This window comes from Streptomyces cyanogenus, assembly GCF_017526105.1.
GTDB lineage: Bacteria > Actinomycetota > Actinomycetes > Streptomycetales > Streptomycetaceae > Streptomyces > Streptomyces cyanogenus.
On sequence record NZ_CP071839.1, the window covers coordinates 6,818,956 to 6,840,278 of the forward strand.

A 21,323-nucleotide genomic window follows, 5' to 3' on the forward strand; every position below is an offset into this window, starting at 1 on the left:
GCTCAGCGCACCACCAGGCTGGCGAGAGAGGGTTCTTCGAGTCGGACCGAGGCGGCGTGCTCCCCGAGCAGGAAGCAGCGCAGGGTGTAGGGGGTCGGGCAGGGGGCGGCCGGCAGTTCCCGTTCGAGGCTGCCGTGCCGGGCGAGTTCGGGGCCGGGGATCCGCAGGAGGGTCGTACCGTCGGTGGCGTCGCGCGGGCGGAGGGTGCCGCCGCGCGCGACGCACACGAACTCCGGGACCTCCCCCGGTTCGCCGGACGCGGTCAGCGCGACCCGCAGCCGTGGGCGTCCCCGGCCGAGCAACCGTCTCTGCGCAGGCACCAGCCGGTAGGAGACCGCCACGTCCGCCGGTACCAGCACCTCCGCCGTGGCGGGCAGCACGGCCACCGCGCCGGGCACCCGGGGCACCGGTGCTGCGCGCACCAGGACGGCGCCCGGACCGACGGGCAGGTGCAGTCCGCCGCGCCGGTAGGCGTGTGCGGTGACGGTGCGTTCCCCGCCGCCCGCGGACCCCACCGGCGCCCAGCCGACCACCAGGTGGGCGGCGTCCTCGGGCCAGTCCAGCACGATCCGCGCCTGCCCGTCCGGCAGCCGGTGCACGGCCAGTCCGGGTACGGGCCGTACGGCCTCCACGCCGACCGTCGGCCCCGCGAGCGCCCGGTCGCCGCGCACGGCCACCGCGGCGACCTCGGTGTACGTGCCGGGCGGCGGGCACAGGGCGCCCGCCGCGCCGGGCCAGTCCAGCGGGGGCGGCAGCTCGTCGGTGCGCAGCTCGGCGCCCGGCCGCGGGGCGCCGCCGGGCCAGGTCACCAGCCGGACCTCGGCGTCCTGCGCCCCGGTCCAGTCGAAGCGTACGGTGCCCTCGGCGGGCCGGGCGGTCAGCGTGCGCACGGGTTCCGGCCACGGGTGCACGGTGGCGGTCGTCCGGAGGCCGGGGGAGCGGACCGTACGGCCGTCGGCCGTCCGGTAGTGGCACACGACACGGAAGGCATGGCTGCCGGCCGGCAGTCCGCGGGCGGTGAACCCGTCGGCCCGCACGGCCAGTCGGCCGGCGTTCCCGTCGGGCCCGGTGTGCTCGACCGTGACGTCGGCTGCGCCGGGCGGCCGCCGCCAGGTGCAGTCGATCCGCTCCGGTCCGTCCGTCAGCTCCGGGCGTTCCACCTCGGGGGCCACGAGCAGCCGCCGGGACACCAGTGGCGGGCCGTCCGGCCGGCCGTCGCGCAGCGGCAGCGCCGCGTACCGGACCGTGGTGCCCGGTTCGGCGCCGGTGTCCCGCACCGTGCCCGCGCCGGCCGTGGCGGCACCGGGGACGGAGCGTACGGCGGGCCGGCCGCGACCGTCCCGGTACAGCCGCAGCAGCCGCCACTCGCCGGGCGTCTCCCGGTGATCCTTCCAGCTCAACTCGACGTGATCGGAGCGGAGTTCGGCGTCGAGCGCGGGGCGGCGGCCGTGCACGCGGACCAGTCCGCCGAGTGCCCGCCGGTCGTCGCAGGCAGCGCGCAGCGCCGACAGGTACCCGGCGCTCGCCGCCTCCCGGTCGTCGCGCTCCTCGGCCCTTCGCCCGGCCCGCACGGCGTCCTCGGCGGCGCGCAGCCCCTCGGCCGCCTCGGCCCGCAGGGCCGCCAGCGCCGGGTCGGCACCGTTCTCGGGGAGCCGGCCGAGCAGGGCCCGCAGCCGGTGCAGCCGCCCCTGCGCCCGGGCGTCGGCCAGGGACTCGGCGGCGTCCCGCTGCCGCCGGTCGAGCGTGGGGCGCACCCGGGCCGCCGCCAGCAGGCCCGCCACCTCGGCGGCGTGCACGCCCAACCGGCCGAGCAGTGCGGCGCGTTGGCCGTCGGGCTGGTCCTGGAGCAGATTGATCAGCTGGTAGAGGACGATCCGCCGGGGTGCCTGCGGGTCGGCGCGGTGCAGCTCGGCCAGCCGCGCGGCGAGCGGGGCGAGAGCGGCGTCCGAGGAGCCGGCCAGCCCCTCCAGCAGCGGCGCGTCCACCCGGCGCCGGCCGCGCACCCCCGCGGGCACGTAGAGCCCGTCCAGCACCCGTAACCCGCCGGGACCGGCCCCCAGCACCTCGCCGAGATGGCGCAGGCCCGCCGCGTGCTGGGCGGCGGCGAGGGTGCCGTACCCGGGCACGAGCGGGCTGAGCGGCAGACCCGAAAGGGCCCTGGGCAGCCCCAGGTGATGCCCGAACTCCTGACCGGCCACGTGAACCGTTCTCCCCCGATAGTGCTCAGGAGTCCATCCCAGCAGATCCGTCCCCGCCGGGGAGCGTTTTTCGGGGAAACCGAGCAGGTCGGGACCGGGGCGCCACGGCAGCCGACGGCACTGCGACGCCCCAGGGCCGCGGGGAGGTGCCGATGTGCGGCCCCGCCGCGCGGGCGGGAGCGGCCACCAGGAACCCGCGGGCCGAGGCGAACGGACACACCCCGACGACGCGGACCGGCGCCCCGGCCGAACCCGCGCTCACGCGCCGAAGGCCGTCACAGCAGGGCGGCAGGCCCCCCCGCGCTCACGCACCGAGAGCAGCCACTGCAGGGCGGCAAGCCCCCTCGTACCGCTCCACGAGAACCCGGGCCACCTCGGGCGCCGCACCCAGCACACCGCCCAGGACGTCCGCCCCGGCCGCGCCGCGCGCGATGCGGTCCGGCAGGAAACCGGGCGCCAGCACGTACGGCGCCACGGCCACCCGCTCGCAGCCGAGGGCACGCAGCTCACGTACCGCGTCCTCGGTGCGGGGAAGGGAAGCGGAGGCGAACGCAGGCCGCACGGCGCACCAACCGGTGTGCCACCACTCCCGCGCGATGTCGGCGATCACTGCGATCGCCTCCGGGTCGGAGGACCCCGCCGAGGCCAGCACGACCCCGGTCGAGGACTTGTCGGCGGGGGACAGCCCCGCCTCGTACAGACGCCGTTCGAGGGCGGACAGGAGCAGCGGCGACGGGCCGAGCACCTCCGCCTGGCGGATGCGCAGCTGCGGCGGCGCGTCCCGCAGCACGGCGGGGATGTCCGCCTTCGCGTGGAACGCGCGCGTCAGCAGCAGGGGCAGGGCCACGACGTCACGGACGCCCTCCGCCGCCAGCGACTCCAGCACCCCCCGCACGGACGGGACGTTGAAGTCCAGGAAGCCGGTCTCCACCCGCACGTCCGGGCGCAGCGACCGCACCCGGCGTACGAGGGCGTGCACCGTCGCGGCATGGCGCGGATCGCGGCTGCCGTGGGCGATGACGACGAGGACGGGACGGACCGGCTGCACAGGGCGCATGGGACTCAGCTCTTCACCAGCAGGCCGCGGCTGCGCAGCACCCACCGCTCCAGCGGGCTGAAGATGAGCAGGTCGATCGCTATGCCGACGAACAGGATGAGCAGGATGGCGAGGAAGACCGTCGCCATGCTGCTGTTGGTGCGGCCCACCTCCAGCAGCTGGCCCAGGCCCATGCCCATGTCCGGAGACTGGGCGATGATCTCGGCGGCCATCAGCGAACGCCAGGAGAACGCCCACCCCTGCTTCAGCCCGGCCACGTACCCGGGCAGCGCCGCCGGCATCACGATGTGCCAGGTGCCGCGCAGTCCGGTCGCGCCCAGCGTGCGGCCCGCGCGCAGGAACAGCGGGGGCACCTGGTCGACACCCGACACCAGACCGTTGGCGATCGAGGGGACGGCACCGAGCAGGATCACGGTGAACATCACCGAGTTGTTCAGGCCCAGCCAGATCACCGCCGGCGCGACCCAGGCGACCGAGGGCAGCGACTGCAGACCGGACAGGATCGGGCCGATGGCCGCGCGCACGAACTTCACCCGCGCCACCAGCAGGCCCAGCGGCGTACCGATGGCCAGCGCGAGCAGGAAGCCCAGCAGGCCGCGGGAGACGCTGCCCCAGATGTAGTCGAGCAGGCTCCCCTTGAGCCACTGGTCCTCGACCTCGGCCCACACGTCCTGGGGGGAGGGCAGCTTCGACGGGTCGTCGACGACCGGGTAGAGCAGGCTCCACGCCACCAGCACCACGACGACGGCGATGACGGGCGGCAGGATCTTGTTCTTGAAGGTCTGGCTGAAGGGCGTACGGCCGGTGGCCGTGGTCTCCAGCGCGTCGAGGCCCGCCTCGACGCTTCCGGCGTCCTGGGCCGGCGTCGTCTCAGTGCTGGCCATGACGGCGGATCTCCCCACGCAGTACATCGGTGATCTCAAGGGACAGTTCGGCCACGGGCGCGTCCTCGATGCGCCGCGGCTGCGGAATGTCGACCGACCACTCGCGCGCGATCCGGCCGGGGCGCGAGGACAGCAGCACGACCCGCTGGGCGAGCCGCACCGCCTCGCGCACGTTGTGCGTGACGAACAGGACGGACAGGCCCGTCTCCGCCCAGATGCGGGTCAGCTCGTCGTGCAGCACGTCCCGCGTGATGGCGTCCAGTGCCGCGAACGGCTCGTCCATCAGCAGCAGGTTGCTCTCCTGGGCGAGCGCGCGGGCCAGCGCCACGCGCTGGCGCATACCGCCCGACAGCTCGTGCACCCGCTTGCCGTACGCGCCCTTCAGACGGACGAGTTCGAGCAGCTCCTCGGTCTTGCCGCGACGGTCGTTCTTCGGCACCCCCCGGAGCTTGAGGGCGAGTTCGATGTTCTTGCCCGCGGTCAGCCACGGGAAGAGGGCGTGCTCCTGGAACATCAGGGCGGGGCGGCCGTCCGTCCCGATGGAGCCGGCGGTCGGCCGGTCCAGGCCGGCGACCAGGTTGAGCAGGGTGGACTTGCCGCAGCCCGAGGCCCCCAGGAGGGTGACGAACTCGCCGGGCGCGACATCGAGGCTGATGTCGTCCAGGACGAGCTGCTGCCCGCCCGGTCCTGCGAAGGACTTCGAGACGTGCTCAAGGCGGGCGGCGTACTCCACCGACTCCGGGGCCTTGGCGAGGGTCGTTGCCATGGTCGTCACCTCCTGGGAACTCATCGGGCGGGAATCAGCTGGCGCCGAGACCGGCGTCGTCGACCGTGTTCGCGCCCTCGGCCTTGAGGACCTTGTTGAGGATCGTCAGGTCGTAGATCCCCTTGAGGTCCGGCTTCTCCAGCAGGCCGGCCTTGACCGCGTGCTTCGCCTCGGTGTCGAGGGTGGCGGCCAGCGGGTCGTCGGTGAACCGGATGGACTTCCACGCCGGGTCCAGGACCTTGGGCGAGAGCGCCTTGCCCGAGTCCGCCTCGAGCTGCTTGTTCGCCACGGCCTTCGCCTGGTCGGGGTTGGCGTTGATCCACTTGTTGGCCTCGACCGAGGCCTTCAGCACGGCCTCGACGGCCTTCGGGTGCTCCTTGAGGAAGGCCTGGCGCACGATGATGTTCGTGATCACGAACTTCTTGTCCGGCCACAGCGAGGCCTCGTCGAGCAGCACCTTGCCGCCCTCGGCGACCAGCTTGGACGCGGTCGGCTCCGGCACCCAGGCGCCGTCGATGGCACCGGACTTGTAGGCGTCCGGGGTGATCTTGTTGTCGGTGCGGACCACCGACACATCGCCCTTGCCGGTGTTCGCGTCGACCTTCCAGCCCTGGTCGGCGATCCAGTTGAGGAACGCCACGTCCTGCGTGTTGCCGAGCTGGGGCGTCGCGATCTTCTTGCCCTTGACGTCCTTCAGGGACGTGATCTTCTTCGGGTTGACGACGAGCTTCACGCCGCCGGAGGCCGAGCCGCCGATGATCCTCAGGCCCTTGCCGTTGGACTTGACGTACCCGTTGATCGACGGGGACGGGCCGATCCAGCCGATGTCGATGGAGCCCGAGTTGAGCGCCTCGATCTCCGAGGGACCGGCGTTGAAGATCTGGTAGTCCGCCTTGGTGGCGCCCAGGGCCTTCTGGAACAGGCCCTGCTGGCGGGCGACGAGCGCGGTGCCGTGGGTCAGGTTGCCGAAGTAGCCGATCTTGACGGATCCGAGGCCGTCGATCTCGGACGAGCCGGCGGCGACCTTCTCCTTGGCGTTGTCGGTCGTGGACTTGGACCCGTAGCCGCAGGCGGCGAGCGTGAGCAGGGGAAGCGCGGCCGCCACGGCGACGCCGCGGCGCAGGAACGATGAGCGGATGGCAGGCACGGGAGGGTTTCCTCTCGTTGGCCCGGCGGTCACGGGCTTTCAGGCCGTGGCCGGGAGTTCGGCAAAAGGTCTTCGTCTCGTCCGGGACGTCGGGTGGGGGGACGGGGCGCGCAAGCGGTGCGCGTACGTCAGCGCACACATCGCGCCACTCCGCCCTGCCCGCTGCCGAGGGCGCCGCTGCCGATGCGGCCGCCCTCCTTCGCGAACGTCGAGTAGAAGTCGCTGGAGTTCATGTTCAGAAGTCCCAGCCGTCGTCGTCGGCCTCGTCCCTGACCGGCTCGGGGGCGGCGAACGACTCGCCGACCATGCCGGCGGTGAGCGTGGTGCCGTCGGAGGGGTCGATCAGGATGAACGAGCCCGTGCGGCGCGAGTCGGCATAGGAGTCGACCGGCAGCGGCTCGGCGGTACGGATCTTCACCCGGCCGATGTCGTTGGCGACGAGCTGTCCCGGGTGCGGGTGCAGGGACAGGTCGTCGAGCGTCAGGCGGGACGGGATGTCCTTCACGATCGCCTTGACCGTGCGCGTGCCGTGCTTGAGCAGCACCCGGTGGCCGACGGTCAGCGGGGCGTCGGCGACGTGGCAGACGGTCGCCTCCACGTCCTGCGTGGTGGCCGGCGCGTCCTTCGTCGGTACGATCAGGTCGCCGCGCGAGACGTCGATGTCGTCCGCCAGCAGCACCGTCACCGACTGCGTCGTCCAGGCCACGTCGACCGGCTCGCCCAGCAGGTCGATGCCGGCGATCGTCGTCGTACGGCCGGACGGCAGGACGGTGACCGGCTCGCCCACCCGGAAGGAGCCGGCCGCGATCTGGCCCGCGTAGCCCCGGTAGTCCGGGTGCTCGGCGGTCTGCGGCCGGATCACGTACTGCACGGGCAGCCGCGCGTGGCAGTGCGCCAGATCGTGGCTGACCGGGACGGTCTCCAGGTGCTCCAGCACGGTCGGGCCGCCGTACCAGTCCATGTTCGCGGACGGCTCCACCACGTTGTCGCCGGCCAGTGCCGAGATCGGGATCGCGGTGACCTCGGGGACGCCCAGCTCGGTGGCGTACGCCGTGAACTCCTCGGCGATCGTGGCGAACACGGACTCCTCGTAGCCGACCAGGTCCATCTTGTTGACGGCCAGCACCACGTGCGGGACGCGGAGCAGGGCGGCGATGGCCGCGTGCCGGCGGGTCTGCTCGACCACGCCGTTGCGCGCGTCGACGAGGATCACCGTCAGTTCGGCCGTGGAGGCGCCCGTCACCATGTTGCGGGTGTACTGCACGTGACCGGGCGTGTCGGCGAGGATGAACCGGCGGCGCGGGGTCGCGAAGTAGCGGTAGGCGACGTCGATGGTGATGCCCTGCTCCCGCTCGGCGCGCAGGCCGTCGGTGAGCAGTGCGAGGTCCGGGCCTTCCTGGCCGCGGCTCGCGGAGGCGCGCTCCACGGCCTCCAGCTGGTCGGCGAGGACCGACTTGGAGTCGTGCAGCAGCCGTCCGACGAGCGTGGACTTGCCGTCGTCGACGGAGCCGGCGGTGGCGAACCGCAGCAGGGTGGTGGCCGGGAGCGCCTCGGTCGTGGTCGTGCTCATGCTTAGAAGTACCCCTCGCGCTTGCGGTCTTCCATCGCGGCCTCGGACATCTTGTCGTCGGCGCGGGTCGCGCCCCGCTCGGTCAGCCGGGACGCGGCGATCTCGGCGATGACGGCGTCCAGCGTGGTCGCCTCCGAGTCGACGGCGCCCGTGCAGGACATGTCACCCACCGTCCGGTACCGCACGAGCCGCTTCTCCACGGTCTCGCCGTCCTTCGGGCCGCCCCACTCACCGGCGGTCAGCCACATGCCGTTCCGCCGGAACACCTCGCGCTCGTGCGCGAAGTAGATCTCCGGCAGCTCGATGCCCTCGCGGTCGATGTACTGCCAGACGTCCAGCTCGGTCCAGTTGGACAGCGGGAAGACACGGACGTGCTCGCCGGGGGCGTGCCGGCCGTTGTACAGGTTCCACAGCTCGGGGCGCTGACGGCGCGGGTCCCACTGGGAGAACTCGTCCCGCAGCGAGAACACGCGCTCCTTGGCCCGGGCCTTCTCCTCGTCGCGGCGACCGCCGCCGAAGACCGCGTCGAACTTCTCCGACTGGATCTTCTCGGTGAGGGGGAGCGTCTGGAGCGGGTTGCGGGTGCCGTCGGGGCGCTCCTTGAGCACACCGCGGTCGATGTAGTCCTGGACGGAGGCCACATGGAGGCGCAGCCCATGTGCGGCCACCACACGGTCCCGGTACTCAAGGACCTCCGGGAAGTTGTGTCCCGTGTCCACATGCAGCAGCGAGAACGGGATCCCGGCCGGCGCGAACGCCTTCAGCGCGAGGTGCAGCATGACGATGGAGTCCTTGCCACCGGAGAACAGGATCACCGGGTTCTCGAACTCGCCCGCCACCTCGCGGAAGATGTGCACCGCCTCGGACTCCAGGGCGTCCAGGTGCGACAGCGCGTACGGGCTGGCCGTGCCCTCTTCCACCTTGGCGACCGTGGTCATGCCAGTCCCCTCTCGCTCAGCAGCGCGTACACCGACCCGGCGGACTCCTGGACCGTCTGGTGCTGCGACTCGATCCGCAGATCGGGCGTCTCCGGCTCCTCGTACGGGTCGTCCACGCCCGTCAGCCCGGACAGCTCGCCCGCGGCCTGTTTGGCGTACAGGCCCTTCACGTCCCGCACGCTGCACACCTCGACCGGGGTCGCCACATGGATCTCCAGGTACGGCGTCCCGTTCTCCTCGTGCCGCTTGCGGACCGCGTCCCGGCTGTCCGTGTACGGCGCGATCACCGGCACCAGCGCCTTGACGCCGTTACGGGCCAGCAGCTCGGCGACGAAGCCGATGCGCTGCACGTTGGTGTGCCGGTCCTCCCGGGAAAAGCCGAGGCCCGCCGAGATGAACTCGCGGATCTCGTCGCCGTCGAGCACCTCGACACGGTGGCCCTCGGCACGCAGCCGGTTCGCCAGCTCGTACGCGATGGTGGTCTTGCCGGCGCTCGGCAGACCCGTGAGCCAGACGGTGGCTCCGGTCGTCACGTGGTTCTCCTGAATCGCAGTGGTCGTGTCGGTCACAGCAGGGGCGACGGCAGCCGCGGACGACGTGTGCGTCGCTGTGTGCGCCGTCATCCGTGCAGCCCGCACTCGGTCTTGGCGCGGCCCGCCCAGCGGCCGGCCCGCGCGTCCTCGCCCTCCAGGACCCGGCGGGTGCACGGGGCGCAGCCGACGGAGGCGTAGCCGTCCATCAGCAGCGGGTTGGTGAGCACGCCGTGTTCGGTGACGTACGCGTCCACGTCGTCCTGGGTCCAGCGGGCGATCGGCGAGATCTTGACCTTCTGCCGCTTCTCGTCCCAGCCGACGACCGGGGTGTTCGCCCGGGTCGGGGACTCGTCGCGGCGCAGGCCCGTCGCCCACGCCTGGTAGTCCTTCAGGCCCTCTTCCAGCGGCTTCACCTTGCGCAGCCTGCAGCACAGGTCGGGGTCGCGGTCGTGCAGCTTCGGGCCGTGTTCGGCGTCCTGCTCGGCGACCGTCTGCCGCGGCGTGAGGGTGATGACGTTGACGTCCATCACGGCCTCCACGGCGTCCCGGGTGCCGATGGTCTCCGGGAAGTGGTAGCCGGTGTCGAGGAAGACGACGTCGACGCCCTTCAGTACCCGCGAGGCGAGATGGGCGACCACCGCGTCCTCCATGGAGGAGGTGACGCAGAACTTCTTCCCGAAGGTGTCCACCGCCCACTGGAGGATCTCCAGCGCGGAGGCGTCCTCCAGCTCACGGCCCGCCTGCTCGGCGAGTGCCTTCAGCTCCTCGGTCGTACGCTCCTGCTGAGCCGTCGTCATATCCGGTCATCCCCTCCGTTGTCGGCTCGCTGCAGCCCCCGGGCCAGCAGCCCGAGGAACTTCAGCTGGAATGCGCGGTTGCACGCCCCGCATTCCCAGGCGCCGTGGCCCTGCTCGTGCGGACGCAGGTCCTCGTCACCGCAGTAGGGGCAGTGGAAAGGCGCCGCACGCTCGCTCACGACAGCGCCTCCTCGGAAGCTCGCGACGCCCAGGTGGCGAACCGCTCGCCGTCCTCGCGTTCCGCCTGGTAGCGCTTGAGCACCCGCTCGATGTAGTCGGGCAGCTCCTCGGCGGTGACCTTCAGGCCGCGCACCTTGCGGCCGAAGCCCGGCTCCAGGCCCAGCGCGCCGCCGAGGTGCACCTGGTAGCCCTCGACCTGCTCGCCCCGGTCGTCGAGGACCAGCTGACCCTTGAGACCGATGTCCGCGACCTGGATACGGGCGCAGGCGTTCGGGCAGCCGTTGAGGTTGATGGTGAGCGGCTCGTCGAAGTCCGGCAGCCGGCGCTCCAGCTCGTCGATCAGCTGCGAGCCGCGCTGCTTGGTCTCCACGATGGCGAGCTTGCAGAACTCGATGCCGGTGCAGGCCATCGTGCCGCGCCGGAAGGAGGACGGCCGCGCGGTGAGGTCCAGCGCCTCCAGGCCCTCCACCAGCGAGTCGACCTGGTCCTGCTCGACGTCGAGGATGATCATCTTCTGCTCGACGGTGGTGCGGACCCGTCCCGAGCCGTGCGCCTCGGCGAGGTCGGCGACCTTCGTCAGGGTGGCCCCGTCGACCCGGCCGACGCGCGGCGCGAAACCGACGTAGAACCGGCCGTCCTTCTGCCGGTGCACACCGATGTGGTCACGCCACTGCTGCACCGGCTGCTCGGGGGCGGGCCCGTCGGTCAGCTTGCGGCCCAGGTACTCGTCCTCCAGCACCTGCCGGAACTTCTCCGCGCCCCAGTCGGCGACGAGGAACTTCAGCCGGGCCCGGTTGCGCAGTCGCCGGTAGCCGTAGTCGCGGAAGATCGAGATGACGCCCTCGTAGACGTCCGGGACCTCGTCGATCGGCACCCAGGCACCGAGCCGCACGCCCAGCTTGGGGTTGGTGGACAGACCGCCGCCGACCCACACGTCGAAACCCGGCCCGTGCTCGGGGTGGCGTACGCCGACGAACGCGACGTCGTTGATCTCGTGCACCACGTCCAGCAGCGGCGAACCCGAGATGGCCGTCTTGAACTTCCGCGGCAGGTTCGAGTACGCCTTGTTGTTCAGGACGCGGCGCTTCATCTCCTCCAGCGCCGGCGTGGCGTCGATGATCTCGTCCTCGGCGATGCCCGCCACCGGGGAGCCGATCATCACACGCGGGGTGTCACCGCAGGCGGTGACCGTGGACAGGCCCACGCCCTCCAGCCGGTCCCAGATCTCGGGCACGTCCTCGATCCGGATCCAGTGGTACTGGACGTTCTGCCGGTCGGTGATGTCCGCCGTGCCGCGCGCGAACTCCTGCGAGATCTCGCCGATCACCCGCAGCTGCCGCGTGGTGAGCGCCCCGCCGTCGATGCGCACGCGCAGCATGAAGTACTCGTCGTCCAGCTCCTCCGGCTCCAGGATCGCGGTCTTGCCGCCGTCGATCCCGGGCTTGCGCTGGGTGTACAGCCCCCACCAGCGCATCCGGCCGCGCAGGTCGTTCGGGTCGATCGAGTCGAAGCCGCGCTTGGAGTAGATCGTCTCAATGCGTGTCCGCACATTGAGACCGTCGTCGTCCTTCTTGAACTGCTCGTTGCCGTTGAGGGGCGTGAAGTGGCCAACGGCCCACTGGCCCTCACCGCGGTGACGGCTCACCTTGCGGCGGGGCGCGGAGGCGGCAGGGTTCTGTGGGGTGGCGGCCATGGGTGTACGTCCTTCGGGACAGGCGGGAATTCGGCTCTGACCTGCGCGTACGTGCGCATGCGGGCATAGGTGCGCGCCATTGCGCAAGCGTGATCAGGTACGGGGAATGAACGGCAGTGCTGGGGCGTCAGCTCGCCGGACAGATGGCGCTGGACATGCGGCCGAGGTCGACGTGCCGCCGACTCACCAAGGCAATTCCAGTTCCAGGCATGACGGAAGCGTGTCACGGCGATCTGGACACAGTCCAGCTTTATCCATCATGCGGACACCCTTGTCCCGGAATATGGGACAAGGGTGTCGTCGCTCACATGCGCTGCGGGAAGGCTTGTCCCGCAAGGTCAGGCGGGGTATGCCCCGGGCCACGGCCCCGGCGTGGGCGTGTCCGGCTCCAGCTCCACCTTGGTGTCGAACAGCTTGAAGCCGCGCCGCTGGTAGTTGTCCATCGCGAAGTCGCCGTCCTTGCTGCACGTGTGCAGCCACACCCGCTTGGTCGGCGTCCGACCCGGCCACCGCTCGGCCAGGTCCCAGGCCCGCGCCGTGCCGTACGCCAGCAGGTGCCCGCCGATGCGCCGGCCGCGGAAGGCGGGGATCAGCCCGAAGTAGGCGATCTCGACCACGCCCTCGTCCTGCGGGTCCAGCTCCACGAAGCCGGCCGGGGTACCGCGGTCGTAGGCCACCCAGGTCTCCACGCCGGGCCGCTCCAGGTACTCCTGCCACCGCGCGTACGACCAGCCCAGCCGGTCGGTCCACCGGATGTCGCCGCCGACCGAGGCGTACAGGAAGCGGCTGAACTCGGGGGAGGGCACCTCGGCACGGACGATCCGGACGTCGCCGTCGGGGGCGGCGGCGGGCAGGAGATCGGCCGGAGAGGTCTGCTCCAGGGACCACGTGGTGACAGGAACGCTGCTCATGCGGGCCAGGGAACCACTCCCCGGCCCGGTCTGTCGATCGGCGCCGGGGAACGCGGCCGGCCCCCGGGCCGGCAGGGGTCGTGCGGTTGGGTTCGGGGTGTGGTGGTGGTCGGTCGGCGGCGGTGCGTACGGCATTCGGTCCGGCAGGGGCCGCGCGGGTCAGTCCACGGCGCGGTCGAGGTCGGCCAGCGGCAGTGCGAACAGCATCCGGTCCGACAGCGACCAGACCTCCCCGGTCGCCTGCCAGTAGGAGAGGGAGCCCGCGTCCCGCGCCCAGCAGCGGTCCGAGGCGTCGGCGCCGCAGCGGGCCGCCTTGGCTCCGGCGGTGTCCTGCCGCCACAGCCCGCCGTGCCCGTCCTGCGACCCGGGCAGCCGTCCCACATACCAGGACGGCCCGTCTGCTCCCGGCTTCCGGTACGACAGCACGCCCCGGATCCCGGTCGCCCGGGTCCGGTACGCCTCCACCGCGTCCGCCCGCCCCCGGGCGTCCGTGGCGAGCAGCCCGGGACGCGCCGGGTCGGTGCTGAACGCGTACCGCCACAGCCGGCCGTGCCGGTCGCCGTCCGGCGCCGTCCACTCCGCGGCGACCAGGCTGTCGGGCGCCGTACCCCGGTCCAGGGCGAGCGCGCCCGGACAGGGCGGGCCGGCGGCGGCGCAGCGGCCGGCGGTGAAGCGGTACGAGCCGACCGCGGGCAGGACGTAGCGGTAGCCGTCGGCGGACCAGCCGCCGGGCACCCGGCCGATCGCGGGGCCGTCCACGGTGGTGCGCTGGATGCGGTCGAGGTCGTAGACGTAGAGCGCGTCGGCGCTGCCGGCCGTGGTGGTGACCAGCAGTTTGTTCTCGTACCAGACCATGCCGGAGATCCCGGAGGCCAGGCCCCGGTAGTCCCGGCCGCCGTCGACCGGGACGACCAGCAGAGCCCAGCGGTAGGCGAGCTGCGCCGGGTCGTCCGCGTCGACGATGGCGACCCGGGCGAGGCCCCGCTCGGCGGGGCGGCCGGCGGTGGTGCTGTGGGTCCAGCCGGCCAGGACCACCCGGTGGGTGCCCCAGACACCGTCGTCGTCGGCGTCCCCGGAGGTGGTCACCGAGGCGGGTCGCCAGGCGTCGGATGCGGTGTCGGCCGGGTCCCAGCAGTAGGCGCGGGCCGCGGAGGGGGCGACGGGCAGGGACGCGCGGTCGCCGGACGGGCAGTCGGCGGACTCGCGCAGTCCGCGGTCGGCGTTGCGCAGCACCTCGTCCACGCCGACCGGGCGGCCCATCGCGGTGGCGAGCCGGTCCAGCGTGCGGGCGGGTACCAGGTGCTCCTGGAGCCGGAGCGGGCCGGTGTCCGCGGGGGAGGCCAGCGGCTTCAGTGCGCCCGGGCCCTCGCCGACCTCGGCCTGGGAGGCGCTGATCAGGGTGGCGGCGGCGGTGAGGGCCAGCGCCGTACCGGTCAGGACGGCGCGCAGTGCCGCGCCCCGTCTGCGTCGGCGGTGTCTGCCGCGATGCTTCATCTCTCCTCCAGAGGACGGGCCAACTGCGCCTCACGATCCGTACGTTGACGTGAGGAACAGGTGGGGAGGCCCGTACGGGATGCTACGGCAGGAACGGCCCGGGCAGGGTGAAGTCCCCGCAGATCGGGGGAGGGAGCGCGGACCGCGCCGGGGTGGGACGCACGGCCATTCACGCCGGGGGCCGACCGGTCCGGCCGTCGTGCGTGGCATTCCGCTTCCGGGTAATCGCCGGTGCCGTCGACTGGGGGAGCAGGTCACGCGGATTATCCGGAAGGATCACATCCACTTCCGCATCGTCGCGGAAACGATACGGCCGATGGTGCAGGAGTTCCCCGAGGTACCGCCGCACTCTGGACATCTCGGCCCGTACGGTCACGGTCCGGGAGGGATCGCCGAACAGATCCTGCGCCAGCTCCGCCGCCCCGCGTCCGGCCCGGTGCTCCGCGAGCAGGTACAGCAACTCGGCGTGCCGCGGACTGAGTTCCCGCGACCAGGAGGCCGCCGAGGCCGTGACCGTCACCGTGCAGCGGCCCGCCCGGGAGAGGTCCAGCACGATCCGGAGGACGGCACCGGCCTGGACCTCGTCCTCCGCCCGCAGCAACCAGCCCCCGGCCAGCGGCTCCACCGCGCAGGAACCCAGCGAGGGCAGCCACCGGCGGCCCGGCGCCAGCGACTTGGGCAGCGCCACCCGCCGCACGTACGGCATCCCCGTCACGGCCGCCGACCAGCCGTCGCGGTCCACCACCAGCGCCCGCCCGGCCAGCCGGGCCAGCACCGGCGCCGCCACCGCCCGCAGCCCTTCCAGCGAGGCCTGGTGCAGCTCCCGCAGCCGGGCCTCGGCCAGCTTCGCCACCGAGTCCACCCAGGCCAGGGTGGCCGGATGCATGGTCTCCAGCGGGCCGCTGAGGTCCACCACCCCGAGCAGCCGGCCGTCGCGGGGATCGATGATCGGCGCACCCGAACAGGTCCAGGAGGCGTGCGACCGTACGAAGTGCTCGGCGGCGAACACCTGCACCGGCCGCCGCACCACCGCCGGGGTGCCCACCCCGTTGGTGCCGACGACGTCTTCCCGCCAGTCCGCGCCGAGTTCGAAGCCCAGCCCGTCGGCCTTGCGCAGCACCGCGGCCGACCCCTCCCGCCACAGCACACGCCCGTCGGCGTCCGCCACCACCATGATGTGCTGGGCGATGTCCGCGACCGAAAGCAACCCCTCCCGCAGCACCGGCAGAACGTGCCGCAGCGGGGACTCCTCCCGCCGGCGCCGCACCTCGTCGGACGGCAACAGCCGGGAGCGGAAGTCGTGTTCGGGATCGACACCGCTGCGCAGCATCCGCCCCCACGACTGCTCGATCACCGGCCGGGGGGCGACCCGCGCACGTTGCCCGGCGAGCGTGGCCTCACGCACCTCGTTCAGCACCCGCGCCGCCTGTGCCGCGTCCACGGCGGCCAGGCGCGCCACGTTCATCGGCGGGTTCACCACTGCGGTCCTCCGGAAAAGGGCATCGAACACACCTGTCAAGTCGTCCGGGCGGCGGTTTCCGGTCCGACTGTGCCTCTCATACTGCCGCTCCGGACATGGCGGAGGCACAGACTCCGCGCATGTGCCCCCTTAAGTTGCAACCCCCTGCAACCCTGGTGGACCGACGAGCGGTGGCTGAGACTTGACCGCGACGCCCTGCGCGTCCCGCGGGCTCAACGGGCCCCCGATGGCGGGGGTGGTGCCGTGTCGGCGCAGCACCACCCTCTGCCGTCCGGCGGTTCGGCCGCGCGCGGCAGGGGTGCCCCTCGCCGTGCAGCGGCGGTTGCGGGCCCGTCGTGGCTGCGCGCAGTTCCCCGCCCCCGGGTTGGTCAGGTCGGCCTGCGCCTCACAGCGTCGGGCGTGCCCGGTCCACCACCGACTCCAGGTCCAGGCCCGTCGGCAACGTGCCGAAGGACGCGCCGTGGTCGCCGCCCAGCCGGGAGGCGCAGAAGGCGTCGGCGACCTCCGGCGGCGCGTGCCGTACCAGCAGGGAACCCTGCAGGACCAGGGCGAGCCGCTCCACCACACGGCGGGCCCGGCCCTCGACACCGTCCAGGTCGGCGAGTTCGGTGAACAGGTCCTTCACCGCACGGTCCAGCCGGTGGTCGGCGCCGTGCGCGCGGCCGATCTCGGTGAGACAGGCGTCCAGCGCGCCCGGCTCCCGCTGCAGCGCCCGGAGCACGTCCAGCGCCTGCACGTTCCCGGCACCCTCCCAGATCGAGTTCAGCGGCGACTCCCGCACCAGCCGGGGCAGGCCGGACTCCTCGACGTACCCGTTGCCGCCGAGGCACTCGGCGGCCTCCACCACCACCGGCGCACAACGCTTGGTGATCCAGTACTTGGCCGCCGGCACCGCGAGCCGCAGGAAGGCCCGCTCCTGCTCCCCGCCGTCGTCACAGGCCGCGGCGAGCCGCAGCCCGAGCACCGTGGCCGCCTCCGACTCCAGCGCCAGGTCGGCGAGGACATTGCGCATCAGCGGCTTGTCGGCCAGCTTCCCGCCGAACGCCTCCCGGTGGGAGCAGTGGTGCACGGCCTGCGCCACCGCCTGCCGCATCAGGCCCGCCGAGCCGAGCGCGCAGTCCAGCCGGGTCGCGGCGACCATCCCGATGATCGTGTGCACCCCGCGCCCCTCCTCGCCGACCCGGCGCGCCCAGGTGCCGTCGAACTCCACCTCGGCGGAGGCGTTCGAGCGGTTGCCCAGCTTGTCCTTCAGCCGCTGGATCAGGAAGACGTTGCGCCCGCCGTCGGGCAGGACCCGCGGGACCAGGAAGCAGGTCAGCCCGCCCGGGGCCTGCGCGAGCACCAGGAACGCGTCCGACATCGGCGCCGAGCAGAACCACTTGTGTCCCGTCAGCACATAGGTGCCGGGCTCCGTGAGGGGCCGCGCCACGGTGGTGTTCGCGCGGACGTCGCTGCCGCCCTGCTTCTCGGTCATGCCCATCCCGAACAGCGCGCCGGGCTTCTGTCCGGCGGGCCGCAGCTGCCGGTCGTAGATCGTGGACGTCAGCCGGGGCTCCCACTCGGCGGCCAGCTCGGCGTCGGCGCGCAGCGCGGGCACCGCCGCGTGCGTCATCGACAGCGGGCAGCAGGTGCCCGCCTCCACCTGCGTCCAGACCAGGAACCCGGCCGCCCGGCGCACATGTCCCGCGGGTCGCGTCCAGGCGCCGGTCAGACCGGCCGAGACGCCCTTGCCGAGCAGCCGGTGCCAGGCCGGATGGAACTCGACCTCGTCGACCCGGTGGCCGTACCGGTCGTGGCTGCGCAGCCGGGGCGGGTGCTCGTCCGCCTGCACCGCCCACTCGTGCAGTTGTGCGGAGCCGGCGGCCCGGCCGAGCGCGGACAGTTCGGCGCGCACCTCGTCCAGGACGTCGGGCGCCGTGTGGCGGTCGACGGCTTCGGCGAGGGCCCGGTCGGCGGTGAAGACGTCGTAGCCGACCAACGGAGGCGGCTGGTTCGTCACGGTGTGCGTGGAGGTGCCTGCCATGGTTGCGAACCTACCCGGGAAGGCGGCGGTGATGGCCTCCAGAGTGGCACAGCGCCGGCGACCCGACGGGTCGAACCCCTGATCTCCTCCGGAAGGTGAGGACGGCCCGGCACGGCGGATACCGTTAGGACGTGCAGCCAGCAAGTGAACCCCCCGAGCAGCCGGCCGGTCGGCTCCACCGGGCCAGAGCCCTCTACCGGAACGTCTCCAAGCGCAGGACCGCCTGGCTGTTGCTCAAGGACACCGTCGACTCCTGCATGGAGTACCGCATCCTGGGCCTGGCGGCCGAGGCGGCGTTCTTCACGCTGCTGTCCGTGCCGCCACTGCTGCTGAGCCTGATCGGGCTGCTCGGCTACGTCGACGACTGGACCGGCGCCGACACCATCCACAGCCTTGAGACCAACCTCCTGGAGGCCTCCCGCACGGTCCTCTCCGACAAGGGCGTCAAGGAGATCGCCGAGCCGATCCTGCACGACGTGATGAAGGGGGGCCGGCCCGACGTCATCTCCATCGGCTTCCTGTTCGCCCTGTGGTCGGGCTCCCGCGCGGTGAACGTCTTCATCGACACCATCACCGTCATGTACGGCCTGGACGGCGTCCGGGGCATCGTGAAGACCCGGATCATGGCGTTCCTGCTGTTCATCGTGGCACTGCTGATCGGCTCGGTGGCGCTGCCGCTGATGGTGGCCGGGCCGGACGCGGTGGTGCGGATCCTGCCCTGGTCGGAGACGGTCGTCCAGGTTCTTTACTGGCCGGTCGTGATCGTCCTGTCCATCGTCTTCCTGACCACCCTGTACCACGTGTCCGTGCCGGTCCGCTCCCCGTGGATCGAGGACGTGCCCGGCGCCCTGGTCGCCCTGGCCATGTGGGTCCTGGGCAGCTTCCTGCTGCGCATCTACCTCACCAGCACCATCGAGGGCGCCACCATCTACGGCTCCCTCGCCGCCGCCGTCGCCGTGCTGCTGTGGATCGGTGTGTCCGCCTTCGCCGTGCTCGTGGGCGCGGCCGTGAACGCGGCCATCGACCGGGTCTGGCCCGCCGCCGCCACGGCAGCCGCGCGCGAGGCCAACGAGCGGATGCGCCGGGCGCAGGTCGCCGAGTACGTCGCCCGTGCCGCGGCCGGCCACGAGATCGACCCCGACGACCCCGACATGCCCTCCGAGTTCCCCGAGCGCTGGTCCCGCTTCCTGCCCCCGGAGGACGTGACGGCCCGCCTGCGCACCCACGCGAAGAATCCGCACCACGCCCACAAGGGACATGGGGGGCATGGCGGGCCGGGGGGTCATGGCGGTCATGGCGGGCATGGGGACCAAGGGGGTTACGGCGGCCATGGCGGCAACGGCGGCAATGGCAGCGACGGCGGGACGGCACACCGGGTGCCGTGACGTCGTAGCCGACGGGTGACGCCGTGGCCGACCCGGCGCCTGCCTCGGTCCCGGTGCCTGTCTCCACCCCCGGGTGTGCGCCCTGCGGTGGAGAAGGCGGCTGCCCCCGTCCCCTGATTTCCACCCGGCCCTCCACCCGTGCGCCGATCCGTCCGACACCGTCCCCCGCCTAGCGTGAATGCGCAGGCCGGAGCCGTCCGGACTGCCGCAGAACAGCCGGGCACCACCGTCGACACAGCGCCCGGCACGGCTCTGACACCGGGCAGGGAGGCAGTGATGGACGACATGGCGGATGCGAGGGGACGGACAGGAGGGGGCGGTACGACGCGGGGGGTGGCCGGTACGGCGCGGGGAGCGGCCGGGACGGTCCGGGGAGCCGGGGCGGCCGCGCCGGTCTGGCCCAGCCGGCGATCCAAGTCGGCCGAACCGGCCCGGTTCCCTCGGCCGCCACGAGCCCACGACCCGCCCGAAGCCCCGACCTACCCGACCCACCAGAACCCCCCGACCCACCCCGGCCTCCCGAAACCGCCCGCGGCCCCGTTCCGTGACCCGGGCCCACCCCGGTCGGTGCCACGGTGGCCCGCCCGGTCCCGTGTCTTCCGCGGGGACGGGGACCAGGCGGTGCTACGCCTGCTGGAGGGCTACTGACTGTGTCGCTCCAAGTAGATGGAGGTGAACACGGCGACCTTGGCGCGTAGGGCCCACGGGTCGAAGGGCTTGCTGATGTAGTCGACGGCGCCGGCAGCGTATCCGCGGGCCGAGTGTTCGGACTCCGTGCCCATGGCGGTGAGGAAGATGATGGGGACGTCCCGGGTCCTCGGGCGGCGTTTGATGTGAGCGCAGGTCTCGTAGCCGTCCATCTCCGGCATCTGCACGTCCATGATGATGACAGCGAAGTCGTCGTGGTCGAGCAGCGCCTTGAGAGCCTCCCGGCCCGAGGAAACGGTGACGAGCTCCTGATCCAGCGTCGCCAGGACCGCGGTCATCGCCAGCAGATTGTCCGGCTGATCGTCGACGACGAGGATCTTGGGCATGCTCTGCTGCCCCGTCGGCAACACAGCCGGGGTCGCCTTCTCGACCGCGTCCAGCTGGCGTTCGAGCAGGTCACAGCGGCCTTCCGCCGCGGCACGCTGAGCCTGTGCCTCCTGCAGTGCCGCTCCAAGGCGCTCGACCTCCAGCTGGAGCGCGTTGCGTTCCTGGACGAGGCCGAAGACATCCGGATGCGCCTCCGCGAGCTCGTCCGCTCGCCTCTGCTCCGCGAGGCGGTCAGCCTCCAGCTGGTTCAGTCGCGTCTCCAGGTCGGCGATGCGCTGGGTCCGGTCCAGTAGCGCATCGCCCAGGACGTCCCCACGGACGCTGGACCGCCGGGAGACATGGTCGGCGTCGGCCAGCTGCTGTTCGAGGATCTCCACCGCGTGCTTGGGGGACGAGGCGGCGTCCACAGCCGAACCGTAGAGGCCTCGCACCAACTCGATGGCCTCGGTGGTCACTGCGGTCCCGCGATGTTCGGCGACATCGGTGAGCAGGTCGCTGATCACCTGCCATGGGGGAAGCCGGGTGCCGTTCAGGTACCGCGAGACCGTGCCTGGATCGAGCCGGCGCCGGGCTGCGTACCGGCGAACGGACACATGAAGACTTTCGAATAACTCGCGCAACGCCTCGGCCAATGCGCGAGAGGCGCTGTTGAGGTCCTGGCCCAGTGGACGCAGTTCACCCATTGCCCTCTCCCTCGGCCGTGCGGGCGCCCGCGGACGCCGGGCGCTGGGCAGCGACGTCCTCGCAGGCGATGATGCGGTTGAAGAAGGGCACTGCCAGTCCAGCAGCGCCGAGGCCCGCCAGCAGGCTGTGCGCGGCGCCCTCCCCGCCTACGGCCGTCAGACCGCCTGCCCCCGCACCGGTGAGCAGCGCAAGCAGAAGGACCAGGGTTGATCTCAATGACAACAGAGGACGGTCCACCGTGCTCTCCATTCATCCGACCCGCCGTGGTGGGGGCGGGACTTGTCCTGCATCCGACTGATTGCGGACGAGGAACCAGGATGGATGACGCCGGAGGTGTTGCAGTCCGCGATTCCGAAGAGGCGCAGTACCGACTGCCTGTTGCGAGAGCGTTGCGGCCGCCCACCCCGAGAAACGGGCTGGTCAAGGGCCCGGCAGCTCGCCCCATTGCCAGAACGTTGCTCTGCAACGCTGTCAAGCTCCGGCAACGCCGGCGGACCGAGGAGCAGCACGGAGATCGTCCGCTTTCCCGGCTCGGGTACCGCGTCGGG

Annotated in this window: 19 protein-coding genes; 1 reads left to right on the plus strand and 18 read right to left on the minus strand. The window is 72.3% G+C overall.

Translation table 11 applies throughout. The annotated features are described in order from the left end of the window. Window positions 1-2: 2 nt before the first annotated feature. From S1361_RS30600 to S1361_RS30675, 16 genes are all read right to left on the minus strand, one after another. Window positions 3-2,198, minus strand: a complete 2,196-nt coding sequence (locus S1361_RS30600; RefSeq protein ID WP_208035123.1) for a thioesterase domain-containing protein — start codon at window positions 2,196-2,198, stop codon at window positions 3-5. A gap of 304 nt (window positions 2,199-2,502) precedes the next feature. Next, window positions 2,503-3,255, minus strand: coding sequence for a sirohydrochlorin chelatase (locus S1361_RS30605; protein WP_208035124.1), 753 nt, complete (start codon window positions 3,253-3,255; stop codon window positions 2,503-2,505). A 5-nt stretch (window positions 3,256-3,260) separates the two neighbouring features. Continuing rightward, window positions 3,261-4,139, minus strand: coding sequence for an ABC transporter permease (locus S1361_RS30610; RefSeq protein ID WP_208035125.1), 879 nt, complete (start codon window positions 4,137-4,139; stop codon window positions 3,261-3,263). Next, entirely contained in the window at window positions 4,126-4,905 is a 780-nt protein-coding gene (locus S1361_RS30615; RefSeq protein WP_208035126.1) for an ABC transporter ATP-binding protein, read from the minus strand. Before S1361_RS30615 ends, S1361_RS30610 begins: the two co-directional genes overlap by 14 nt. Before the next feature lie 34 nt (window positions 4,906-4,939). Continuing rightward, entirely contained in the window at window positions 4,940-6,052 is a 1,113-nt protein-coding gene (locus tag S1361_RS30620) for an aliphatic sulfonate ABC transporter substrate-binding protein (RefSeq protein ID WP_208035127.1), read from the minus strand. A 235-nt stretch (window positions 6,053-6,287) separates the two neighbouring features. Further along, window positions 6,288-7,622 (minus strand): sulfate adenylyltransferase subunit 1, encoded by a 1,335-nt coding sequence (locus S1361_RS30630; RefSeq protein WP_208035129.1) that lies wholly within the window; start codon window positions 7,620-7,622, stop codon window positions 6,288-6,290. 2 nt (window positions 7,623-7,624) lie between these two features. Then, the gene (gene cysD, locus S1361_RS30635; RefSeq protein ID WP_208035130.1) at window positions 7,625-8,560 is read right to left on the minus strand and encodes a sulfate adenylyltransferase subunit CysD; all 936 of its coding nucleotides are present in this window, start codon (window positions 8,558-8,560) and stop codon (window positions 7,625-7,627) included. Further along, complete coding sequence (cysC, locus tag S1361_RS30640) at window positions 8,557-9,183, minus strand: adenylyl-sulfate kinase (RefSeq protein ID WP_425087563.1); 627 nt, start codon at window positions 9,181-9,183, stop codon at window positions 8,557-8,559. The genes cysD and cysC overlap by 4 nt, the downstream gene beginning before the upstream one ends. Further along, the gene (locus S1361_RS30645; RefSeq protein ID WP_208035132.1) at window positions 9,180-9,890 is read right to left on the minus strand and encodes a phosphoadenylyl-sulfate reductase; all 711 of its coding nucleotides are present in this window, start codon (window positions 9,888-9,890) and stop codon (window positions 9,180-9,182) included. Before S1361_RS30645 ends, cysC begins: the two co-directional genes overlap by 4 nt. Next, the gene (locus tag S1361_RS30650; RefSeq protein ID WP_208035133.1) at window positions 9,887-10,069 is read right to left on the minus strand and encodes a hypothetical protein; all 183 of its coding nucleotides are present in this window, start codon (window positions 10,067-10,069) and stop codon (window positions 9,887-9,889) included. Before S1361_RS30650 ends, S1361_RS30645 begins: the two co-directional genes overlap by 4 nt. Further along, window positions 10,066-11,763 carry a nitrite/sulfite reductase gene (locus S1361_RS30655; RefSeq protein ID WP_208035134.1) on the minus strand — a complete coding sequence of 566 codons (1,698 nt, stop codon included), beginning with the start codon at window positions 11,761-11,763 and terminating at the stop codon, window positions 10,066-10,068. The genes S1361_RS30650 and S1361_RS30655 overlap by 4 nt, the downstream gene beginning before the upstream one ends. 127 nt (window positions 11,764-11,890) lie before the next feature. Beyond that, window positions 11,891-11,974 (minus strand): putative leader peptide, encoded by an 84-nt coding sequence (locus tag S1361_RS40095; protein WP_310739661.1) that lies wholly within the window; start codon window positions 11,972-11,974, stop codon window positions 11,891-11,893. Window positions 11,975-12,101: 127 nt separating this feature from the next. Continuing rightward, window positions 12,102-12,674 (minus strand): GNAT family N-acetyltransferase, encoded by a 573-nt coding sequence (locus S1361_RS30660; RefSeq protein ID WP_208035135.1) that lies wholly within the window; start codon window positions 12,672-12,674, stop codon window positions 12,102-12,104. Between the two features lie 159 nt (window positions 12,675-12,833). Beyond that, a complete protein-coding gene (locus S1361_RS30665) occupies window positions 12,834-14,168 on the minus strand; it encodes a hypothetical protein (protein WP_208035136.1) in 1,335 nt (444 codons plus the stop codon). 169 nt (window positions 14,169-14,337) lie between these two features. Further along, the gene (locus tag S1361_RS30670) at window positions 14,338-15,633 is read right to left on the minus strand and encodes a helix-turn-helix domain-containing protein (RefSeq protein WP_208035137.1); all 1,296 of its coding nucleotides are present in this window, start codon (window positions 15,631-15,633) and stop codon (window positions 14,338-14,340) included. A 400-nt stretch (window positions 15,634-16,033) separates the two neighbouring features. Beyond that, on the minus strand, window positions 16,034-17,671 hold the full coding sequence (locus S1361_RS30675) for an acyl-CoA dehydrogenase family protein (protein WP_208035138.1): 1,638 nt from the start codon (window positions 17,669-17,671) through the stop codon (window positions 16,034-16,036). Between the two features lie 131 nt (window positions 17,672-17,802). Here S1361_RS30675 and S1361_RS30680 point away from each other — a divergent pair, with 131 nt between their 5' ends. Then, window positions 17,803-19,056 (plus strand): YihY/virulence factor BrkB family protein, encoded by a 1,254-nt coding sequence (locus S1361_RS30680; protein WP_243769358.1) that lies wholly within the window; start codon window positions 17,803-17,805, stop codon window positions 19,054-19,056. A 641-nt stretch (window positions 19,057-19,697) separates the two neighbouring features. Here S1361_RS30680 and S1361_RS30685 read toward each other — a convergent pair. Together S1361_RS30685 and S1361_RS30690 are read right to left on the minus strand one after the other, a co-directional pair. Next, window positions 19,698-20,774: a response regulator gene (locus S1361_RS30685; protein ID WP_208035139.1), complete on the minus strand. Its 1,077-nt coding sequence runs from the start codon at window positions 20,772-20,774 to the stop codon at window positions 19,698-19,700. Then, window positions 20,767-21,012, minus strand: coding sequence for a hypothetical protein (locus tag S1361_RS30690; protein WP_208035140.1), 246 nt, complete (start codon window positions 21,010-21,012; stop codon window positions 20,767-20,769). Before S1361_RS30690 ends, S1361_RS30685 begins: the two co-directional genes overlap by 8 nt. Window positions 21,013-21,323 lie beyond the last annotated feature (311 nt).

What these genes read in the sequence shown, in the direction of transcription:
- S1361_RS30660 (WP_208035135.1), bottom strand. Translation starts at nt 12,674, where the DNA reads ATGAGCAGCGTTCCTGTCACCACGTGGTCCCTGGAGCAGACCTCTCCG.
- S1361_RS30615 (WP_208035126.1), bottom strand. Translation starts at nt 4,905, where the DNA reads ATGGCAACGACCCTCGCCAAGGCCCCGGAGTCGGTGGAGTACGCCGCC.
- S1361_RS30630 (WP_208035129.1), bottom strand. Translation starts at nt 7,622, where the DNA reads ATGAGCACGACCACGACCGAGGCGCTCCCGGCCACCACCCTGCTGCGG.
- S1361_RS30675 (WP_208035138.1), bottom strand. Translation starts at nt 17,671, where the DNA reads ATGGCAGGCACCTCCACGCACACCGTGACGAACCAGCCGCCTCCGTTG.
- S1361_RS30610 (WP_208035125.1), bottom strand. Translation starts at nt 4,139, where the DNA reads ATGGCCAGCACTGAGACGACGCCGGCCCAGGACGCCGGAAGCGTCGAG.
- S1361_RS40095 (WP_310739661.1), bottom strand. Translation starts at nt 11,974, where the DNA reads ATGCCTGGAACTGGAATTGCCTTGGTGAGTCGGCGGCACGTCGACCTC.
- S1361_RS30670 (WP_208035137.1), bottom strand. Translation starts at nt 15,633, where the DNA reads ATGAACGTGGCGCGCCTGGCCGCCGTGGACGCGGCACAGGCGGCGCGG.
- S1361_RS30655 (WP_208035134.1), bottom strand. Translation starts at nt 11,763, where the DNA reads ATGGCCGCCACCCCACAGAACCCTGCCGCCTCCGCGCCCCGCCGCAAG.
- S1361_RS30605 (WP_208035124.1), bottom strand. Translation starts at nt 3,255, where the DNA reads ATGCGCCCTGTGCAGCCGGTCCGTCCCGTCCTCGTCGTCATCGCCCAC.
- cysC (WP_425087563.1), bottom strand. Translation starts at nt 9,183, where the DNA reads ATGACGGCGCACACAGCGACGCACACGTCGTCCGCGGCTGCCGTCGCC.
- S1361_RS30685 (WP_208035139.1), bottom strand. Translation starts at nt 20,774, where the DNA reads ATGGGTGAACTGCGTCCACTGGGCCAGGACCTCAACAGCGCCTCTCGC.
- S1361_RS30665 (WP_208035136.1), bottom strand. Translation starts at nt 14,168, where the DNA reads ATGAAGCATCGCGGCAGACACCGCCGACGCAGACGGGGCGCGGCACTG.
- S1361_RS30645 (WP_208035132.1), bottom strand. Translation starts at nt 9,890, where the DNA reads ATGACGACGGCTCAGCAGGAGCGTACGACCGAGGAGCTGAAGGCACTC.
- cysD (WP_208035130.1), bottom strand. Translation starts at nt 8,560, where the DNA reads ATGACCACGGTCGCCAAGGTGGAAGAGGGCACGGCCAGCCCGTACGCG.